16 protein-coding genes are annotated in these 20,450 nt (G+C 45.7%); 9 read left to right on the top strand and 7 right to left on the bottom strand.

From position 1 onward, the window contains the following. Nucleotides 1-37 precede the first annotated feature (37 nt). From QMG91_RS22255 to QMG91_RS22245, 3 genes are read left to right on the top strand one after another with little or no spacing between them, the layout of a single operon-like run. Nucleotides 38-1,033 (top strand): Bug family tripartite tricarboxylate transporter substrate binding protein, encoded by a 996-nt coding sequence (locus QMG91_RS22255; RefSeq protein ID WP_022594127.1) that lies wholly within the window; start codon nt 38-40, stop codon nt 1,031-1,033. Nucleotides 1,034-1,057: 24 nt separating this feature from the next. After that, nucleotides 1,058-1,540, top strand: coding sequence for a tripartite tricarboxylate transporter TctB family protein (locus tag QMG91_RS22250; RefSeq protein ID WP_281832332.1), 483 nt, complete (start codon nt 1,058-1,060; stop codon nt 1,538-1,540). 3 nt (nt 1,541-1,543) lie between these two features. Continuing rightward, nucleotides 1,544-3,028, top strand: a complete 1,485-nt coding sequence (locus QMG91_RS22245) for a tripartite tricarboxylate transporter permease (protein ID WP_281832329.1) — start codon at nt 1,544-1,546, stop codon at nt 3,026-3,028. Between the two features lie 302 nt (nt 3,029-3,330). Here QMG91_RS22245 and QMG91_RS22240 read toward each other — a convergent pair whose 3' ends face one another. After that, on the bottom strand, nt 3,331-4,137 hold the full coding sequence (locus QMG91_RS22240) for an AraC family transcriptional regulator (protein WP_022561214.1): 807 nt from the start codon (nt 4,135-4,137) through the stop codon (nt 3,331-3,333). A 98-nt stretch (nt 4,138-4,235) separates the two neighbouring features. Between QMG91_RS22240 and QMG91_RS22235 the strand changes: the two genes are divergently transcribed. From QMG91_RS22235 to QMG91_RS22225, 3 genes are all read left to right on the top strand, one after another. Further along, nucleotides 4,236-5,123 carry a DMT family transporter gene (locus tag QMG91_RS22235; protein WP_004400624.1) on the top strand — a complete coding sequence of 296 codons (888 nt, stop codon included), beginning with the start codon at nt 4,236-4,238 and terminating at the stop codon, nt 5,121-5,123. Nucleotides 5,124-5,390: 267 nt separating this feature from the next. Continuing rightward, nucleotides 5,391-6,527 carry an FIST signal transduction protein gene (locus QMG91_RS22230; RefSeq protein WP_004400623.1) on the top strand — a complete coding sequence of 379 codons (1,137 nt, stop codon included), beginning with the start codon at nt 5,391-5,393 and terminating at the stop codon, nt 6,525-6,527. A 1-nt stretch (nt 6,528) separates the two neighbouring features. Then, a complete protein-coding gene (locus tag QMG91_RS22225; RefSeq protein ID WP_022561212.1) occupies nt 6,529-7,995 on the top strand; it encodes a sensor domain-containing diguanylate cyclase in 1,467 nt (488 codons plus the stop codon). 17 nt (nt 7,996-8,012) lie between these two features. Here QMG91_RS22225 and QMG91_RS22220 read toward each other — a convergent pair whose 3' ends face one another. Beyond that, the gene (locus QMG91_RS22220) at nt 8,013-8,480 is read right to left on the bottom strand and encodes a GNAT family N-acetyltransferase (RefSeq protein WP_004400621.1); all 468 of its coding nucleotides are present in this window, start codon (nt 8,478-8,480) and stop codon (nt 8,013-8,015) included. 193 nt (nt 8,481-8,673) lie between these two features. After that, nucleotides 8,674-11,112 carry a chitinase C-terminal domain-containing protein gene (locus tag QMG91_RS22215; RefSeq protein ID WP_223100187.1) on the bottom strand — a complete coding sequence of 813 codons (2,439 nt, stop codon included), beginning with the start codon at nt 11,110-11,112 and terminating at the stop codon, nt 8,674-8,676. Between the two features lie 437 nt (nt 11,113-11,549). Between QMG91_RS22215 and QMG91_RS22210 the strand changes: the two genes are divergently transcribed. Together QMG91_RS22210 and QMG91_RS22205 are read left to right on the top strand one after the other, a co-directional pair. Next, on the top strand, nt 11,550-11,864 hold the full coding sequence (locus tag QMG91_RS22210) for a hypothetical protein (RefSeq protein ID WP_022561211.1): 315 nt from the start codon (nt 11,550-11,552) through the stop codon (nt 11,862-11,864). Nucleotides 11,865-11,882: 18 nt separating this feature from the next. Further along, nucleotides 11,883-12,572, top strand: a complete 690-nt coding sequence (locus QMG91_RS22205; protein WP_281832322.1) for a helix-turn-helix transcriptional regulator — start codon at nt 11,883-11,885, stop codon at nt 12,570-12,572. 36 nt (nt 12,573-12,608) lie between these two features. Here QMG91_RS22205 and QMG91_RS22200 read toward each other — a convergent pair whose 3' ends face one another. Continuing rightward, nucleotides 12,609-12,881 (bottom strand): hypothetical protein, encoded by a 273-nt coding sequence (locus QMG91_RS22200; protein ID WP_004400614.1) that lies wholly within the window; start codon nt 12,879-12,881, stop codon nt 12,609-12,611. Nucleotides 12,882-13,022: 141 nt separating this feature from the next. Between QMG91_RS22200 and QMG91_RS22195 the strand changes: the two genes are divergently transcribed. Continuing rightward, nucleotides 13,023-13,400: a nitrous oxide-stimulated promoter family protein gene (locus tag QMG91_RS22195; protein WP_281832703.1), complete on the top strand. Its 378-nt coding sequence runs from the start codon at nt 13,023-13,025 to the stop codon at nt 13,398-13,400. Here the strand turns inward: QMG91_RS22195 and QMG91_RS22190 are convergent. The 3 genes from QMG91_RS22190 to QMG91_RS22180 form a co-directional block, all read right to left on the bottom strand. Continuing rightward, nucleotides 13,376-14,662 (bottom strand): FAD-dependent oxidoreductase, encoded by a 1,287-nt coding sequence (locus tag QMG91_RS22190; RefSeq protein ID WP_281832319.1) that lies wholly within the window; start codon nt 14,660-14,662, stop codon nt 13,376-13,378. The two genes, QMG91_RS22195 and QMG91_RS22190, sit on opposite strands and share 25 nt — an antisense overlap. A 181-nt stretch (nt 14,663-14,843) precedes the next feature. Next, entirely contained in the window at nt 14,844-18,224 is a 3,381-nt protein-coding gene (locus QMG91_RS22185) for a methyl-accepting chemotaxis protein (RefSeq protein ID WP_281832316.1), read from the bottom strand. Nucleotides 18,225-18,525: 301 nt separating this feature from the next. After that, complete coding sequence (locus QMG91_RS22180; protein WP_281832314.1) at nt 18,526-20,394, bottom strand: Lnb N-terminal periplasmic domain-containing protein; 1,869 nt, start codon at nt 20,392-20,394, stop codon at nt 18,526-18,528. Nucleotides 20,395-20,450 lie beyond the last annotated feature (56 nt).

The raw sequence follows: 20,450 nt of genomic DNA, 5'->3' as shown, positions 1-20,450 counted from the left end.
CGCTAAACAGGCAACATTATCACGGAGGATACTTGTTATGTTTAAAAAAATACTGACCGCAGGTGGGCTTGTCGCAATGGCATGCCAAATCAGCTTTGCTAATGCAGCGTTTCCCGACCGCACCATAGAGAATATTTTTCCCTGGTCAGCCGGTACGGCAATGTCTATCAGCCAGATAATTGCTAAAGGGATGGGAGACGAGCTCGGAGTATCTGTCTCAGTCATATCAACTCCGGGAGCCGCCGGAACAAAAGCCTTTAAAACCGCGATGAATCGCCCTGCGGATGGTTACACCCTGTTTGATGGGTATGTCGCGCCGCTCGTCCTTCAACCCATGCTGGGCAACGCCGACTGGAATTACAAAGACTTTAAGCCTTTGCACGCAGCTGTTTCTAATGCCTTTTCAATCGGTAGCCGACCGGGAGAAAAGCGTTGGAGCAACTTTGAGGAAATGATGGCGTGGGGAAAAGCCAACCCAGGGAAACTTCGCTATTCCTCGGGGTCCCGAAATAACCTGCCTCATATGGTTATTGCCAAAGTGCTTCAGTCTTATGGTGTTGTCGCTCAGAACATTCCTTATAAAACAGATGGAGATGCACGGAAAGATTTGAAATCTGGAGTGCTGGATTTCTCTTTTATCAATGTAGGAGCGTACCTTCAGGACAAAAAAGGCTTCGACATTTTACTGGTGCTATCAGAGCTGCCCGGAGCAAAAGCCTCCTATGACGGCGCACCAAGTATCACCGATCTGGATATTGATTTAGGGCTTTCTGGACTAGCCCCCATGGGCTGGACATGGTGGTTAGTGCATAAAGACACGCCAGATGATGTTACTCAAATACTAAGAAACGCAATGAAAGCCACCATGCAAAACGCCGAAATTAGAGCGGCAATCAGTAAAATCGGTTTTGTCCCTCTAGATTGGGACTGGACTGAGTATGAGTCTATTGTCGGTCCTGTTGCTGGTCAGTTAGGTGCGATGGGAAATGCACTAAAATGGGAAGAGGACTCTCTAAAAGCATTAAAGAAATAATGTCTTAACTCTAGGAAGAACAGAATGTTAAAAAGGATTCATGCTGAAATAATGGTCATTGCTTTCTTTGTCGCCTTAACCGCCATTGTATTTCAGCAAATCTATACTTCTATGACTGAGCAGGGAATCGCATCTGGCGGCGCGTATGATAACGCTGCCGCCTATCCTAAAGCTTTGGCGTCACTGATCATTGTGCTTCTGGTCATCCAAGCTTTCATCTCCAAAGCTACGCGCAGTCAAAGCAGCGGAATACGTTGGCAGGAACTGATCAAGCCGGGTGTGTTGATCTGCTTATTTGCTGGGTACTTAATCGGGTTACAGGTCGTTGGCTACCATTTAGCCACTCCTGTGATGCTGGCGAGCATCTTGTTTTTAGCAGGTGTTCGTCACATCTGGTCGACGGTCATTTTTGCAGTTGTATCCTCATTACTGTTTGCATTTTTCTTTGAGAAATTTTTAAAAGTCGTCCTCCCCGGAGGGTACTGGCAACTCAATGTGGCTTGGTAATGTATGCTTTTAGAGTCTTTAAATGCCGGGGCTGAGTTGTTTCTCTCCCCTCTCACCATTGGTTTAACTCTGTTCGGAATCTTGTTTGGCTTGCTCGTAGGGGCGCTTCCCGGTCTGGGACCACTTATGGGCATTATCCTCATGCTACCAGTGGCAATAGAACAGCCTCCTATTGCGGCAATGGGATTCCTGATAGCGATATTTGTTGGCGGCTCTTGTGGTGGTTCTATCTCCGCGATATTGCTCAGAATACCGGGAACACCACTCGCAGCCGCCACTTTATTTGATGGCTATCCCATGGCGCAGAAAGGCAGAGCCGCAGATGCCATTGGAATCGCCATTTCCGCCAGTGCGATTGGCGGTTTAATTGGCGGTACAGCGCTGATCTTTTTGGCTCCACTTCTTGCACAATTTGCGAGTAACTTTGCTCCGCCCGAGTATACAGCTTTGGCCATTACCGGGCTGGTATCCATTGTCGTGATATCAGGAGGATCATTAATTAAAGGGTTGTTGTCCGGATGCTTTGGCTTACTACTCGCGACCATAGGTACAGACGAGTTTTCTACCGGGTATCGGTTCACTTTTGACTCCCACCACATGTTAAATGGTTTCCATATTGTTGCCATTGTTGTCGGCCTTTTTGCGATTTCTGAGATGGTTTTTCAAATCATGGGAAAATCTCTGACAGACCGACCGGACATTCCCGTTGTGAAAGCCAGTTTCTCCTCCCTGCGATTAACATTAAAACGGTGGGGAAACCTTATCCGCTCTTCAGCGATAGGGGCGTTTTTCGGTTCTTTGCCGGGTGCAGGCGGTGTCATCAGTTCATTTACGTCCTATGCGGTTGCCAAAGCGACGGCAAAAGATGGAGAGGTTTATGGAGAAGGGGCAGAAGGTGGCGTCGTCGCGACGGAAAGTGCCAACAATGCCACGGTAGGAGGCACATTAGTCCCCTCTCTTGCATTAGGCATTCCGGGAGATGCGTCTTCAGCGGTTTTGATTGGAGCACTACTTATCCTGGGAATTTTTCCCGGTCCGAGTCTCTTTGAACAACAACCTGAAATCGTTGGCGGCGTTTTCCTTGTCTATCTCGCTTCAAACGTGTTTCTTTTGATCGCAGGGATACTGACCACTCCCCTGTTCGTTTATGTGCTCAGGATTCGAAAATCTCATTTGATTCCTATTGTGCTGCTGATGTGCGCCATAGGCACCTTTGCACTTCAGGCATCGGTGTTCGATCTCTGGGTTATGCTGGTCTTTGGTCTGATTGGTATTCTGTTCCGAGCTGCGGATTTTCCTCTCGCTCCGATAGTGATTGGAACCATATTGGGACCACTTCTGGAAAACAACCTGAGAAGGTCCCTGCTGATATCTAATGATGGCTTATGGATATTTCTGGAGCGACCAGTTTCAGCAATACTTCTTGCTATGAATGCGTTATTGATTGCCGGTGCGGTGATATATGCGATTAAAAAGGCATCCCGTTAATTTTGAATGGCTGTAGCTACGAAAGATCAGCAAACTCTAGGGTCTGTTGACCTTTCGAGCTGATTTTTGCAGCAATTTGTGGGTTCTTTATACAAGGCAGCGCTTATTCGGTGTAGTCGCTCTACATCAATAAGCGGTAACACAGTAGAAAGGAGCCACAAATGCTGCCCGAAGGGTTCGGTTCTATGCGCTTTACTCTTTGTTGCAAGGTATTTGCTTAGAATGACTAAGCTAAAGACCTTGCGCCGCGATTAAAACGCATAGAACTCGAACAAAATTTAACCGCGAAAGGTCAACAGACCCTAACAACTGAGATCGTTGCGTGCATTCCCCTTGTATTGATCGGGGGTGACTCCGGCGTAACGCTTAAACATAGTGATGAATGGACTGGCCTGATTGTAGCCCAACATAAAGGCCGTTTCCTTCACCGACTTTCCTTTGCGCAGCAACTCCATAGAATGCAAATACCGGATTCTTAGTCGCCACTCAGTGAAACTCATCCCCAACTCACTCTGGCAATGTCGGGCCAAGGTTCGTTCAGTCGTGTGGACTTTGGATGCCCACTCTTTTAAAGACAAATTGTTCGTCGGATCTTCTTCCAACCCTCGCAAAATCGGCGCTAACATTTTTTGGCTGCTTGTCGGCAGAAAGTGCTGCTTTTCCGGAGCCATCGCTAATTGATCAAGTAAAACATCAATCAGGCGTTTGTCCTGTTCAGTTTCTGCGGAAGATACGCCTCGCAAACGAAAGTCTTCAATAATTGCCGTCATGATTGGCGTCACACCAAGCAAGCAAGTGTGGCTTGGCATGTGTCGCGTTTTTTCGATACTGACATTCATTGAACAGTAATCCAGAGGCTTACGGTTGAAGCTATGATGCAACACACCTGCAGGAACCCAGATAGCCAGATTTGGCGGTGCCAGAAAGCGAGTCCCCTCCGCAAAAAGCTCTAGCATCCCACCACGAATAAATTGCAGTTGTCCCCAAATATGAGCATGTTCACGCGTGACCGTATTGGAATTGAACGCGTCGAAGTTCATGTAAACGTCTGAGGGCAATTCGTCGAACGAGATAGCAGGATGAATATTGGTATTAAGTTGTCCACGCATTTGTCTTATCACACAACAACACTGTCTTTTTAGGGATATGTATTATTATACAGACCTGAGATACTGACAAACCAGTCACTTATTGCGATGGAGTTCACATGTATCACTTGTTTCCATTCTTTACCGTTCTTATATGGAGTGGTAATGCCATCGTAAATAAGATGTCGGCAGATATCGTCGAGCCGAGCGCCATGAGCTTCTATCGCTGGTTGCTCGCGGTTCTTATTCTGTCGCCTTTTTGCTTGAGATACACTCTGGCAAAAAGAAAAATCATTCTGCCCTATATACCCAAACTTCTTGTTTTGGCGCTTCTTGGGATGGTTCTCAATCAGTCACTAGGCTACTATGCTGCGCAAACAACTTCTGTGTCTAACATGGCGTTGATTACCTCACTTGTTCCTCTGATTAGCATCTTCCTGAGCGTTCCTCTGCTGAGGAAAAAAGTCTCTTTTCTTAGTGTCGTGGGCGCAGCGATCTCCCTGTTTGGTCTGGCATTTATGCTGGGGCAAGGAGACGTACTCTTTATATTCCAGCAAGCCATCACCGAAGGTGACTTACTTATGGTTCTTGCGGCTATAGTTTACGCCCTTTACTGCGTGCTGGTTAAAAAGTGGAAAATGCCTTTCGGTAATTTGCAGTTCATTTACCTTCAGGGAGTGCTTGCCGTCGCTATGCTGGCACCCCTATGGCTCAGTAGTGAAAACCTGACACCCGTTGACGAAGCGTTGCCACTTATTGCGTATGCAGGGTTTGGTGCTTCTGTGATTGCCCCATGGCTTTGGGTGAAAGCAATTGACGTTCTCGGCGCCGATACGTCTGCGATGTTCCTGAATTTACTTCCTGTCCTCGCTGTCGCCTTAGCCGCAGCGCTTCTGGATGAAACCATTCAACTGTTTCATTTAATCGGCGGTTTGTTTGTCATATCAGGTGTCATGATGGCTCAGTTTAAGCGTAAGCCAGCGGTCACCACGCCAGTGGTGGACTGACCACCCGATTCAAAATTAGAAGAAAATCATTTTCAAAAAAGCTCATTCACTTTAGTTTTCAGGCAAGTTTTTTGATGATTCAATCAAATACGCTCGTACTAACAGACATAAACCTAGTAATTACAAATAGATAGAATACAAATAGTTACTAAAATGTAATTTGTTAACTAATTGAAATTCAATCACATTGTATCGCCCTCGTTGCTTGATTTCGCACCAAAACAAACTAACTTTAATAGAAACAACAAACAACAAAAGGCATTCGCAATGAAAACGTTACAGTCGGTTTGGACAGGCGAGCAATGGAAAGGTCTGGAGGATATAAAAGCTCTGGACAGCGAAAACACGCTCGCTTTGCTCTTTGGCTCATTGGATTCCAGCCAGGAAGCAATAAAACGTTTACGCGAAGCGATGCCGAATACCTTGCTTACAGGGTGCACAACCGCTGGTGAAGTCTCCGGTCTTCAGGTGCACGAAAATGCTCTTGTCGCCACTTTTGTCTGTTTCGAAAAAACGCCTATACGAATGCTTAGGTTACGCATCACCGATGAACATGCCGATCAAAAAGATGTCGGTATTCAAATGGCGAAGCAGTTGATGGAAACCGACAATCTGAAACACATTCTAGTTTTGAGTGACGGTTTACACGTAAACGGCTGCCAGCTTACCGAAGGGTTCGAATGCGCAGTGCCAGACCATATTAAAGTGACCGGTGGTCTGGCTGGCGACAACGAAGCATTCGAAAAAACCTTGGTGCTTTATCAGGACGAAGTGGAAGAGAAACAGGTGGTGGCGGTGGGCTTTTACGGAGATGCAATCTCGGTCAGCTATGGTTCTCGGGGCGGCTGGAGCTCATTCGGATTGCAGAGAAAGATTACTCATTCTGAAGACAATGTGCTCTACGAACTGGATGACGAAAACGCCTTGGATATCTACAAAAGTTACCTCGGCGAACTTGCTTGCGAGCTGCCCGCTAGCGGATTAAGGTTCCCACTTGAGATTACTGAACCGACTAAATCCACTAAGCTGGTACGAACCTTACTAGGTATTGATGAAACCACAGGTTCTATCACCTTTGCGGGTAATGTACCAAGAGGAGCAACAGCAATGCTCATGAGGGCAAATGTCGATTCCTTGATCGACGGAGCGCAGGACGCTGCCGAAGTATGCCGTGACCATTTAGACGGCAGCCCTCAGTTCGCCATTCTTATCAGTTGTGTTGGAAGAAAGCTGCTGCTCAAGCAGTTGGTGGAAGACGAAATCGAAGTCGTAAACGAAGAGCTCGGTGACCAGACTCTTCTATGCGGTTTCTATTCTTATGGAGAGATTGCCCCCTATGACAAAAATTTTCCTTCCGAACTGCACAATCAGACGATGACCATCACTGCGTTTTCGGAATCCTGATATGCATAGACTGCTGAAACGCCAACTGCGCAAAGCTTTCCCAGACGGTGTCCCTGAAGAAGGAGACACCTTAGATGCAAAACAGCTTCAGAAATTCATTGAACTGGTCAATCAGGGCTATCAGTCGATGGCAGAACAGCTGACCATTACCGAGCGTTCACTCGATTTAAGTTGCACAGAACTCACGAAACGAAACAACACACTCAGCCTCATTCTGGATGCGTTACCAGATATGAGCTTTTGGATAGACAAAGAAGGTTTGGTGCGTGATATCAGACCCGGAAACTTCCCTTCTTCCTTTATCTCTTCTGAGGAAAACTTTAAAGAACTGGAAGAAGTCAGCATAGTAAAAAGTTCTCCTGAATTAGCCAACTTTCTGAAAAATTATCAGACCAAAGACAAGTACGTTGCAGAACTTAACCTGTATGCCAACCAGACCCAATATCAAGTAAAAGCCAGACTGACAGCGATCAGCCATAATCGCTGGTTGCTGGTGCTGCGCGACATTTCACTCAGCAAACAACTTGAAATGCTCCAAAAACAGCGTCTTGAACAGATACAGAAAGCACAGAAACAGTTGCAGGGTTTGGTGAATGCCGCACCTATGGGTATTGTGATTTGTAACCCCAACCAAGAAATCATCATGGTCAATCAATACATCAGCCATGTCTTTGATAAACCCAAGCGTGAGTTTCTTGGGCTGAACCCTTCAGAACTGGTGTCCAGCAAGCATCATCTTACTTTACAAGCGAACATCAACGATGTGTTACAGAATCAGGAAGAGGAGTATAACCGTCGACTGGATATCGTTCTTACCCTCCCTTCTGATGAATACATGCAGGCAGAAATCGCGCTGAGCACATTGATGTTCGAAGACCAGCTATTGCTTATTATGTCCATTTCCGACATCAGCGAACGCAAGCAGTTGGAAAAGCAGTTACGAATTCTTGCAGCCACCGATCCACTCACTGGTGCTTATAACCGGCGGAGTTTCAACGACTTTACTGAACGTGCCATCGGTACCTGCCAGCATATGAAATCACCACTTTCCCTAATCATTCTAGATATCGATTTCTTCAAGAAAATCAATGATACCTATGGTCATGCCGCTGGTGATGAGGTGTTAATTTCAGTGGTTGAGAAGATAAGTGAAGTAACAAGGGATACCGACATTCTGGGTCGCTTAGGTGGGGAAGAATTCGCTGTTGCCCTTCCCAATGCCACACTCGAACTGGCGAATGATGTCGCAGAACGGATCCGGGAAGGTATTGAGAATATGGTGGTCACTAACGGAACCCAGAATATCCGATTAACCGTTAGCCTTGGAGTGGTCACGCTTACCGACAGTATGTTGAATAACCCACTGGAAATGGCCATCAACTCCGCTGATGAATATCTGTACTTTGCCAAGGAACACGGCAGAAATCGGGTGATTAACAGCGAGCAGTACACAAAACTGACGAGCTAGCCGTCAGCTCGCGTGAATCAGTCTTTCAATTCCTGATGCAGTCTCAGGTTCTTCGCAAAGCAAACATTTCTCGCCATTTCAGTAAAGCCAACAGCTTTATGGCACGCAATGCTCGCATGGTTGTTAATGTCAGAATCGCTAGCCAGCCACTGATAGCCTTGACGCTGTGCCCAACTTTCAGCCTGACGCAACAGCAGTTTACCGAAACCCTTACCGCGATATTCTGAATCAATAAACCACCCTTCTACATAAGGTACACCGCGGGCATCAATGCCTTCTGCATGGCTGCGGATATTGAGTTCAATAAAGCCAACTACCTCGTCATTTTCATTATCAAGAACAAAGACTTCGACAATATGAACACTCGACAAATCAAAAAATGACTCGATATCCAATTTGTGTGCTGAAAGTTCATCAGGCCACAGGGCATTTCGTAGTTTCGCCCAGTCTTCTTTGTCTTTTCTCTCTGCTCGTCTGACTATCACTTTTTATCCTTATTTAAAGCCTGAAGTTTGCTGACCAAATATGTTTATTTTTTAATCATAGTCGTAAATCATGGCATTGGAATGCATATATACCTTTACAACTTCTATAAAGTGCCAAAAGTGAGTTTAATTGAATATAAAAAATGCGAGTGCAAAAGCACTCGCATTTTTATTTTGTGGAATCAGTGTCTACTTATTTCACAGCACACACTTTAGTCCAGCTACTGTCACTTCCTGGAACAGATGAAGTGTACCAGTTGGCTTTGTAAACAACGTTGTTGTGTACCATTTGGTCACCACCTGTAGCGTGGCTTGGGTTACCCGCCCAGTCAGTTTGAGGCCAGTTAGGGTAAACGTTGATACCAGTAGTATCACAAGTACCATCACCTGGACCACCAGGACCACCGTTACCGCCGCCAGTCAGGTCGCCGATAGGTAGGTTCGGATGCTCAAACTTGAACGCGTAGTCTTTACCGTTAACTTTCACTGAGTAGTTAGCAGGACCAGAGATAGGTAGGTAGTAAACCATATCTAGCTCGTAAGTGCCGCCAGCTGGTAGTGCTTTCCAGTTAGGTAGAGAGAACGATACGCGGTGCATTGGTCCGTCTAGACCACCAATGTTGTTCGCACGAGTGTGACCAGAAGCAATAACTTTCAGACCACCACCAGACTGATCTTTCGCATTGTCTGGAGCAGACACTGGGATATCAAACTGGAACTCAGTACCACCAGGTAGTTCAGTACCTGTGTTGTTAGTGAACGTTACTTTCGGGTTGATTGGGTAGTTTTGGTCACCTACTTTGAAGCCACCAACAGATACCGCAATGTCTACTGCTTCAGCAGGAGTTGGAAGTACCGCTACCTTGTTACCGTAAGGTGTTGCAACCTGGAACTTGTCGTACATGGCTTTAGTCATGGTGTTACCCATGTGGTACTCACCATTACCTGTCGCACACGCCTGCTCTGATGCGTCTACTGTTGTACGGTTGCCGTTTGCATCCAGTACGTAACAGTTGTAGTCACCCGCAAGCTCCCAGAACATGATACCGCCAATCTCTTTATCGATGACGTAATCAGCTTTCACATTGATAGAGTCTTTGTCTTCGATAGACAGGAATACGCTCTTGTTCGCGTTCCACAACCAAGGTGCAACCGCAACACTGTCGTAATGACGAGTGTAAGTGCCTGTTAGTTTATGGTCTGGGTTGTTTACTGGATCTAGGTTGTATGCTGCAGCGTAAGAACCGTAGATGCCTTTCTCAAGGTTTTTCGCGTGCCAGATTGGGTTAGAACCTGCACCCATTTCAACACCATTGGCATCTTTGTCGTGCCACATGTTGTCGATACCGGTTGCACCGTAACCACAGTTGTTCTTCTCACCTTCACCTGTGCCTGGAGCACACTCAGCTTGGTTTGGAAGAGGCGCACGACCCCAAAGACCGTTCTCACCACCGTTAACACCCTGCCAACCACGTGAGTAGTATGGAACACCGATGTTGATACGACCAGCTGGCATTGAGCCGCGGAAGTAGTGGTATGCCCAGTCTGTGTTCAGGTAGCCGATACCACCGTAAGCAGCTGTACCGTATACATTCCACTGAGCAAGCTCTGAGTCTTTACCTGTGTCATAAAGCGCGGCGTTGTGACCTACGTGATCGTTCCAGGCACCGTGCAAATCGTAAGACATGATGTTGACGTAATCGAGGTACTTAGTAACGTCGAATGTTTCCATACCACGCAGTAGGTAGCCTGATGAAGGTGCCGCGATAGTCAGCATGTAATGGTGACCATCTTGAGCAGAAGCTTGGTCAACTTTCTGACGAAGCACTTTCATTAGCTCTTGGTAAGAAGCCCATAGGTAAGCACGACGAGGTTCCATGAACGCTTTGTCGTCTGGGTTACCCGCTCCAGCCATTGATGTTGGGTATTCGTAGTCGATATCCAGACCATCAAACTTGTACTTACGCATCATTTCAACAGCAGACGCAGCAAACTTTTCAATGCCAGCGTGGTTGATAGAACCGTCTGCGTTGGTTGTCATGGTGTAGAAACCACCGTCAGCGACACGCGTACCGTCAGCACCAAAGTGGCCGCCAGTCTCAGCCCAACCACCGATAGAGATCAGTGTTTTAACGCCGTGTTTTTGCTTAGCTGTCGCCAGTGCACCGAAGTGACCCTTAAAGCCTAGAGCTGGATCAACTTCTACACCTGGCCAAGTTTTACCTACTGCTGCGTTGTTAGGATCGTTCACATCACCGATGTTCACTTTTCCATCTGCACCAATACTTACAAACGCGTAGTTAATGTGGGTCAACTGCTCCCATGGAATATCTTTTACAAGGTACTGTGCTTGAGGGTCGTCACCAGCTCGCCAGCTAGTGAAGTAACCGATTAGACGACGTGGGTGATCGGCGCCCATTTTTTCACGACCTTCCTGGTCATAAATAGTACAGTAAGGAACGGTTACACCAGGAGTCTGGTGAAGACCGTCCGGTCGACAAGCTTCGTGGTCAACTGCCGTTGTAGCTGCCACTGGGGCTGAAAATGCGCTTAATGCCAACATGCAAGAAGCAGCCAACGTGCTCAATGAGAAAAGACCCTTTTTCTCATTAATGTGGTGCGAATGTTTCATCTCTTTATCCTTAAAATCTATTAGAAAGATCAAACTGCAAAACGCATCAAAACTTGTAATGCGTTGCAAAATAACCATAGATTGGAGACGCAAATTCGGCACGTATTAAAGATTCAATTTCAAAAATGACTCGCAAACATGTGTTAATTTTATGCAACAAGGGCAGAGATAATTTGTATCAAGAACTAAATTTTATAGCATTGCGAATATACTATTGATTTGCATCAAATTCTGGATTAAATCGGTTTGCAGTCTCTGATACAGATAAATCCACTAAAGATCACACTTTATGCCCGAGTTTAGTTTGCATTCCTTTGACAGTAATCTTACATAAATATTGCAACATTCTATTTTCATTTGATTTTTTTGTTACTGACACATTCTGTCAGAGTGACTTTCTATTCTGTTCCTGAACACACTCACAAAGGAATAAATCAATGGAACAGGTAATCGAAGTGGTTAACTACAAAGTGGCAGACGGAGTAACTGAGGATCAACTTCTGGCGGCATCGGATAAAATTGTTGGCTTTCTTAATCGTATGGAAGGATTTCTATACCGTTCTCTGAGCTTCAACCCGGAAAATGATGTCTGGACAGATACGGTTTACTGGCAGAATCTAGATAATGCAAAGGCTGCGTCTGCAGAGTTTATGTCGGCTCCTGAAACTCAGGACTATGCCTCTAAGATTCAGATGGAATCTGTTAACATGCAGCACCAATTGATCAAGTCGGATACCGGCTGTTCAAACTAATTCAAGGGAACGGATAAAATGAGCAAATCAGAGAGACTGTTCGAGCTACTGACACTACTTCGCTCCAAGCGTTACGCCGTCACAGCAAAACATCTTGCCGAGGTGATGGAGGTAAGTGAAAGAACCATCTATCGCGACATTCAGTCACTCATTTTGTCTGGCGTTCCCATTGAAGGAGAGGCGGGAGTCGGCTATCTGCTGAAGTCGGGCTCTCACCTCCCTCCACTTATGTTCAATGAACAAGAAATGATGGCACTGGAACTCGGCATGCGAATGGTTAGAGCATGGTCAGATAAGGAGTTGGCCGAAGCAAGTCGTTCCGCCTCGCGAAAGATAATGTCTGTGCTGCCAGACAACCTCAAGCGACAGGTCGAAGAATTTCCATTGCTGGTACCGGACTATCACATTCAATCTGAAACAGCGGCAAGAAGTCAGATGCTTAGAAATGCCACCAAGTTGCAACAAGTGGTAAATATGAAGTATCAGGCTGAAGACGGCGCAGTTTCCGAAAGAGTGATCCAACCTCTTGGACAGATATTCTGGGGAAAGGTATGGACTCTGATTGCATGGTGTGAGCTCAGAGAGGCTTATCGCAATTTTCGGGTCGACAGGGTTATTCAGCTGGAAGTGTTAGAGACCAGATTTACGACAAGTGAAACCAAATCTCTCAAACACTACATTGCTCAATATGCGCCACCAGATGAGTGACGCATCAGGGGAAGAGAGTTACTTGTATTCGTATAGTTACTCGTCTTCAAGCCAGCTCATTTGAGGCAGTTCATCAAGATGCTCTTTGTATCTTTTCAGATTGAACGCCTCGTCGTTTTTCATTACCCCAAAAACTTCTAACATGAGCGCACAGGCGATCATATCAATGGCGTCTTCACGACTGTGCCCTGTCATCATTAAGCGCATTAAGGTTTCTTTCACTTTAATAGGGTCGCCATCTGCGATCTGGTTTTCCACCACTTCACGAAGATGTTCATCAGTCATTATTGCTTCTTGCTCGTTGCTCATTTGTCATCCAGCCAGTTAAAAACAGGCAGAGTATACCTGCTGAACCCACAATAATCACTGAGTCAATTGAAGAATATCAAGAGCTTCATCGTTATAACGCTATACAATTTTACTGACGTAAAAACGTGTGTGAGAAAAATGATGAAAAAAGGCAGCGATATTCTGCGTGGCAAACTGAACACAGAATTCAAGACTGTATCTGCAATGATTGAGATCTATTGCAAAGCGCATCACCCTCAACCCTGTTCAGACTGCCATTCACTGGAAAGCTACGCGGAGACTCGGCTAGATCGCTGCCCTTACGGAGAAGACAAACCAACTTGTAACTGCTGCCCTATCCATTGCTACAAACCTGAACCAAAGGAAAAGATGCGAATCATCATGCGCTATTCAGGTCCCAGAATGCTCCTTTATCATCCGATTCTGGCTATCCGACACCTTATCCATGAAAAGCGTGAAGTACCCGATTTGCCGAAAACAAATTTGTCTAACCGTCATTTTCGCCTAAAAGCAAAGTGATCATGACAAGAGATACCACCATACTGCTGCCACAATTCACCATTCGTCATTCTATCAGCGAGCAACCGAGCTGAACCTGCAGCGAGCGTCCAGCCGTACATTCCATGCCCGGTATTGGCATATAGGTTGTCTAACTTTAGCTTATCGATAAGTGGCATACTGGAAGGTGTACAAGGTCTGCTGCCCTCCCACCTTTCCAAAACATTGGTATAATCTGCTGCGTCAGGGAACCTTGCACGACAGGTTCGGAGCAATTCGTCGACCCTGTTTTTCGTACCCTGTGGTGTATTCGTGACAAAGTCTGCAAAGCCTGCCACACGCACTTTGTCACCAATTCGTCCAATCACAAACTTATTGGCGATATCTGTAATGCTGACATTCGGTGACGTTTCTACAGCCGGGAACGTTAAGCTATAGCCCTGTACCGGGTAGATGGGCAGGGAGATACCCAAAGGCTTCAGAAGATGACCAGAACCATGCCCCGCTGCCAGTACAACTTTGTCTGCAAGCAGTTTTTCAGACTGAGTTTCGACTCCGGTGACTAGGTCTGCGTCACTGAGAATATTCATTACTTCACACCCTAATCTCGCATCAAATGCATGATTCTCTCTTAATAGGGCGAGCATGGAATGGCAGTATTGCTCAGCGTCTCCAATATCATCGATATCAGAAAACAACCCACCCACTAAGTTTGTGCCGATATGTTCTAATGCGGGCTCTTTTTCCAGACATTCTTGAGCGGTAAGAACAGATTGCCTGTATCCCCATTGAGCTTTTCTCTCAACGGCATGTTTTGCTTCTTCCAAAGCTTGACTGCTTTGATACGCCACCAGCTTACCCGATTGACGAAAGCTGAACTCTATATCTGACTCTTTTCGTAGCGATTCCATCGATTCTCTTGAAAAAAGCGATAAGCGGAATAGCTGTTCGCTGTTCTTTTCTTCGTTAAAAGGTAAACCGTTGTATAGAAAGCGAGCGCCCCATATATTGAGGTCCATGGAGAGTTGCCACTGAAATTTCAAAGCGGCGTCCTGACCTGCAAGCACCGATGGGATTTTCTTAATCAGCCCTGGTGAAGACATCGCATCCACAAAGCTATAGCTGAGCTGCGCGCCATTTGCGTGGCTGGTACCCAATGCAACATCAGGCTCTTTTTCCAGCAATGTGACCTTATAGTCATGCTTAAGCAGTTCGTAAGCTGACGTCAAGCCAACGACCCCACCTCCAATTATGATCACGTGTTCTTGCTGTTTCTGAGCCATGTAAATTCATCCTGCGCTTGTCAGTCATTCCATTCTTCTTTTTAACAATTAGCGCAACAAATCGACAGCTAATTTTTCAAACAAATGTGAGACAGGCATAAAATGGATAACCTGTTCGCCAACCCACTCTTCAGACATAAAAAAACCTCCGAAGATTCGGAGGTTTTTATTGAGCGTGGGGTTAGCCCAGTTTAAGAATCTGCGCCTTGCCACCTTGAACGCCATTCAACCTGAAAAAGTCCATCGTCTTGTTCATGTTGTTGGCTTGTTGCGCCATCGACTCACCCGCTGCGGACGCTTCCTCTACCAAGGCTGCGTTTTGCTGAGTCATTTGGTCCATCTGGACAATCGCCGTATTCACCTGACCAATGCCTTCACTTTGCTCTCTGGCAGAGTCTGTGATCTCTTGCATCATTGCGCTTACCTTGGAGACTGAATCGACAATCTCTTTCAGGGTTTCACCAGACTGATTCACCAGTTCGGTTCCCTCTTCAACCTTAGTCTGGCTATCGCGAATCAGATCTTTGATTTCACGAGCTGCCTGAGAGGAACGCTGTGCCAGATTGCGAACTTCACCCGCGACGACAGCAAATCCGCGACCTTGCTCGCCTGCTCTTGCCGCTTCAACCGCTGCGTTAAGTGCAAGTAGATTGGTCTGGAATGCTATTTCGTCGATAACACCAATGATTTCAGAAATCTCTTTACTGGAACTGTTGATTTCCTTCATGGCTGAAACAGCCTGGTCGACAACTTTACCGCCCTTCTCAGCCTGAATTTCCGCCTCTTTCGACAGCTCATTGGCGTTTTCAGCACGTTCCGAGCTCTGTTTCACCGTACCCATCATTTGTTCCATGCTGGCAGAGGTTTCTTCAAGGCTCGACGCCTGTGCTTCGGTTCTCTGACTTAAGTCGGTATTACCCTGAGCTATCTCATTAGCGCCCTGAGCGACCGCATTGGCAGAGGATCGAATGCTGCTAATGACTTCTGTCAGTTTTTCAGCCGTCGCATTGGTGTCTTCTTTGAGCTTACCGAAACTGCCGTCATAGTCGTTAGTAATTCGTGATGTCAGATCCCCTTTCGCCATGGCCCCAAGGGTATTCATTACATCGTTCATCGCCACTTCTACCGTACTGACCAGATCGTTCAGACCCATACTCAAATTACCAAAGAAGCCTTCTTTACCTTCGATATTGATTTTCTTGCTTAAGTCTCCGTTTGAAGCCGCCATTACAATATCGTCTATCTCTTTCTCGATATTGACCTCAGCGGTACGGTCTACCCATTCAACCACCGTACCTATGCGCTTGCTGTCTACAACAATAGGATTGGAGGTCAGGGCAAACACACGATTACCAATCTCTTCGATGGTTCTATCGGTTCCGTTCAACTCAGCAAGCACACCGCGTTGCTGAATTGGGTTTTTAAAGAACTTCGCAACGTCACAATCGGTCAGTTTCTCTGCGCTGAATTCTGGGATCTGCTGACGAATGTCTGATTCAGCACTGCGCATCATCTCTTCTAGTGCTTTATTAGCGTAGATAACTTTCAGCTCTGGATCGGCAATCATTACGTTGCCAGAAACGCTGTCTAGCGCGTATTTTACACGAGCATTTTCAGACGCCACGCGTGCTTTTTCCCTTTCTTCTGCCAGCCATTCCGTGCGGTCATCCCACTCGAAAACAGTACCGACACGTTCACCTTTCACAGAAACTGGGTTTGCCACAACGGCAAACGTATGACCACCAACAACAATTTCTTTTTCAAATGTGCCACTGAGCTTATCCAGACTCTTCAGATCACCCGACAGTGCTTTGAAATAAGTATCCACTTTATTGCCTGCGATACTTTTCGCCTGAAAATCACGTACATCCTGACGAATATCACCTTCTGCCAGTTGCATCATTTTGCTGATGGCATCGTTCATGTAGATGACCTTATAGTTGGTATCTACAATCATTACTTTGCCAGAAGACCCGTCTAGCGCGTATTTCACCCGAGCATTTTCCGATGCCACGCGTGCTTTTTCCTGCTCCTCAGCCAACCATTCGGTTTTGTCTTCCCACTCAACCACAGTACCTACACGTTGGTTGTCTACAACCACGGGGCTTGCGACCAGAGCAAAGGTTCGACCGCCCAACACCAACTCATCTTTAAAGGTTTGTATCAGCCCGTCTAACATCGGCTTCTTAGCGCCAAAGTACTGGAAGTAACGATCGATTGGGTTGTTCATTAATCCCTGATGACTGAAATCAGGCACTTCGGAACGAATGTTTTGCTCTGCCTGTTTCATCATGCCAAGAATCGATTCGTTCATATAAATGACGTTGTAATTTCGATCCGCAATCATCACATTGGAACTGGCATTATCCAGAGCATTTTTAATTCGGGCATTCACACTGGCGATCTTGCGTTCTTCCTCTTCTTTATCACGCCCAACTCTGAGGCTGTCGCGCATTTTCAGCATGGAATAGAACACACCTTCCGGTTCCCGCTCGTCGTATTTTTCATCCAATTCGCCACGAGAAATTGCGTTGGCAATCTGTTCGAGTTCACTTGGGTCTTTACCCAACTGCCTCATCACAACATTGGTAAGCATGTATACAACCCCAATACTCACCACAATGGCGACAACAAATACAGCAAGGATGGTCGACACAGCGCTTTCGTTTTTATCACGCAACTCTGGTCCTAGCTGGTCCTGATCCGCTTTTACGGACAACTTCAACTCTTCAACTAAAGCAGCAAACTGTGGACCGATTACGTCCAAGGTATTGGCAACTTTGTCATTTCTGTCGACGATGATATCAACCACACTCTGGAACGCCGTCATGTACTCTTTTTCCATGCTCGACAGTTGGTTTATCAAAGCCAGATCGGAAGCGTTATCGATGAGCGTTTTGACTTCCTGCATCTCTTTGTCAAAACCACTGAATTCGGAGCGAACCCTATCAGCCGCTGAAGTTTCATTGCTTTCTAAGTATTTGATGACATACAAACGACCAAGCAGCAGGTTTCGCATCGCCAAACCGGTTCGGTAAGCAAGTTCAGAATTGTTATTCTCTGAAGCACTTAGCATTAACGCGGTTAGGCTTTTCTCCATTTGAGGACCACGTACGTTCAAGACGCCATTCACCAGCTCGTCGCGCTCAACGCGATAACGCTTAATAATTTCAAATGTGCCGCCATAACTGTGAATTTCTTCATTCAACAGCTTAACCATCTCTGCCCTTTCGGGTTTGTTGATTTCTTTGTCTGCGACTTTCAGCAGATTTTCTACTTCTTTGAAGTAGTCGTCGTACTGGTTTATGTCTTTCTGGCTGCCAGTCAGAAGAAAGTCTTTCACGTTCATTCTAACCATCAGCATGTTGGATTGAAGGATACCAGCGAGGTTGCTGTCTCTTGCTAGTTCTCGGTAGTTTTTAAAGCCATCTGACGCTGTTGTTAAAGCCAAGTAAGAGGTAAGCCCAATGACGGCCAAAGTAATCAATACTGCACCAAATGCAGCGATTAGCTTGGCTTTGAGCGTCTTCAACAACGGCAACGATCTTGTTGATTTTGCCATTATGATTTTCCCTATTTCGTTGTTGGGATAGGAATCCTCGCGGATTAGGGAAAGTATAGAACCTAAATTACGAAGCAAATCACATCGCTATATATGGCATATGAAAGCTTTGTAAAGGCAGAAGAGATTGAATAAGAAAGAAAAAATATCCTCAGTGCAAGGTCGGAAGGGTTAGTGCAATCGAATAACTTATAAAATCCTCTACAAAATTTTTCTTTTATTATCGGCTCGTAGTGAGAACCAGATCACTTTATATGCAAATGATTCTCACTTTTCTGCTCCAATTCGAGACAACAGGTCGCTAGAAATACCAGTTAGAACTGATTGTTGCTTCGGATTCTTTGTTATATTCGAAGGTTAGACGAACATCCCAGTCTGATTGATTTCCAAAACGATTTTCCCAGCTAAATTTCATATCTTGAGCATTTTGGGCTGTGACATAAGGGGTCACAAACGCGTGCATTTTCCAGAAACTACTTGCGGTGTATAACACCCCTAGCTCAGCCCCTAGATTAGAATCGTCCCAGTGACTGAAATCCAGATTCAGTTTCGGATTGGCGTATAAAGAGACATCTTTCCAGACACGTGTTGCACTACCAAATCCTCCATCAAATCGAAACCTGAGATCATCGGTTGTCGCCAGACTTTCCTGTTCAACCGAGAGTTTGGCGCTCCAAGCCCATCGATTATCAGAGAACAAGTCCACATCAAGAATGTTGAGTGCCGCTATATGGAAAAAATCAAACGAATGTAACCATACCTTCTGATTTGCAGAGCGAAGTCTAAAATCCAAAAACGTTGCGTTGGAGTCCCGAAATCTCGACGCTTCAGTCGCCAGAAAATCGTAATAGCCTACTCGAGATCTCAGCTCCAACCCATTCCCTAACGTTTTATTAGCAAAGGCACTTAACCCCAGAAGCTTCGGATTCTGAGCCTGATGTGGCGGTAACCCAGCTCTTTTCTGCCAATTGATAGTTGCGGGCTCTAACGTCAAGTTCGCCAACATTAACTGCCTTTTGTTTTCTTTTAGTTCTTCGATTTCAGATTCACTTTCAGTTGATATTTTTACTTCAATGAAATCGTAGAGAACACTTAGTACACGTGAGCGTGAATAGGACGATAGTGCTTGGTACGAATCTCCTTTCAACTCATCAATGTCTTTAGCTATACCTTTTGCTGCTAGTTTTTCATCAGCGCTGAGATCCATGTATTTCGCGTGTAACCTGTCGTATTTTGAATCTCGCTTTTTGACTTCTGCAAGCAGATCTTTCCCATGGTGCTGAGTTTTGGCGATGTTCTTAAATACATCGATTGGCATATCCCATGGTTGATTCTGGTTCAGTAATGGTGAGTCCACCACAATATTGATGAAGTTAGCTAACTGAGAAGCACAGTTAAACGAAAGAAAATAGTAAGTAAACTTCGCCTGACCAATTTCCCAAAGGTGATTCTGGAGCAGAGACACTTCTCGCGGTGTTAGATTGAGCTTGTATTCCCAAAGTACGCGCTGCTCCACTTCTGCGTAGCTCGCATCATAGATGTAGTAATCATCTTGCGTATAACTGGCATCGTACCCACCGAAAAGACCGTACGACATGTATTTTATCGGACCATCACCATCTGGCACATCTGCACCGTAGTTAACACTTAAGTCCAGCAAAGGCGAGTCGTCTTTTTCAGCTTGTTTTGGCTGATTGAGCTTGAGCATCAGGTGACCGAAGAATGATGCCGGATTACCAAAAAAGCCTGATACAAATACAACGCTGACTGACTCTGCCTGATTTATTGCTTTCCAGTTTTCAAAAGTCGGACAGCTAACCTTGGGCAAAATTAAACGACTGCCAAGCCGCTCAGACAACCACTGAACTCTTGAAGGGTAACGACATTGCGGATGAAGGTTTTCTGGGTATTCACTTTCTGGGCGTGTAATCGACTCTAATGTTGCCTTAAGTTCCGAAAGCGGGTTTTCCTGCCCATCTGAAGAAAGAAAGAAATCCGAATTGTGAATATGGCTTTTTGAGCCACCAAAGTGCAGAAGCTTTCGCCACTGCTTTGAATCTGCCAGCTCAGTCAATTTCGTTTCGGACGCATACCTACTGATTTTTTCTGGTTTAGAATGAACAGAAAAGCTAACGAATATGGATGTTAAAACAATGAGTGCGTTTTTCATGCTTGATTACGATTGAAAGAAAATAAAAAAGCGCACGAGAATATCGTGCGCTTGAA

The sequence above is a fragment of the Vibrio nigripulchritudo genome (assembly GCF_027924785.1).
Classification (GTDB): domain Bacteria; phylum Pseudomonadota; class Gammaproteobacteria; order Enterobacterales; family Vibrionaceae; genus Vibrio; species Vibrio nigripulchritudo.
This window is presented reverse-complemented; position numbering and strand designations above follow the sequence as displayed.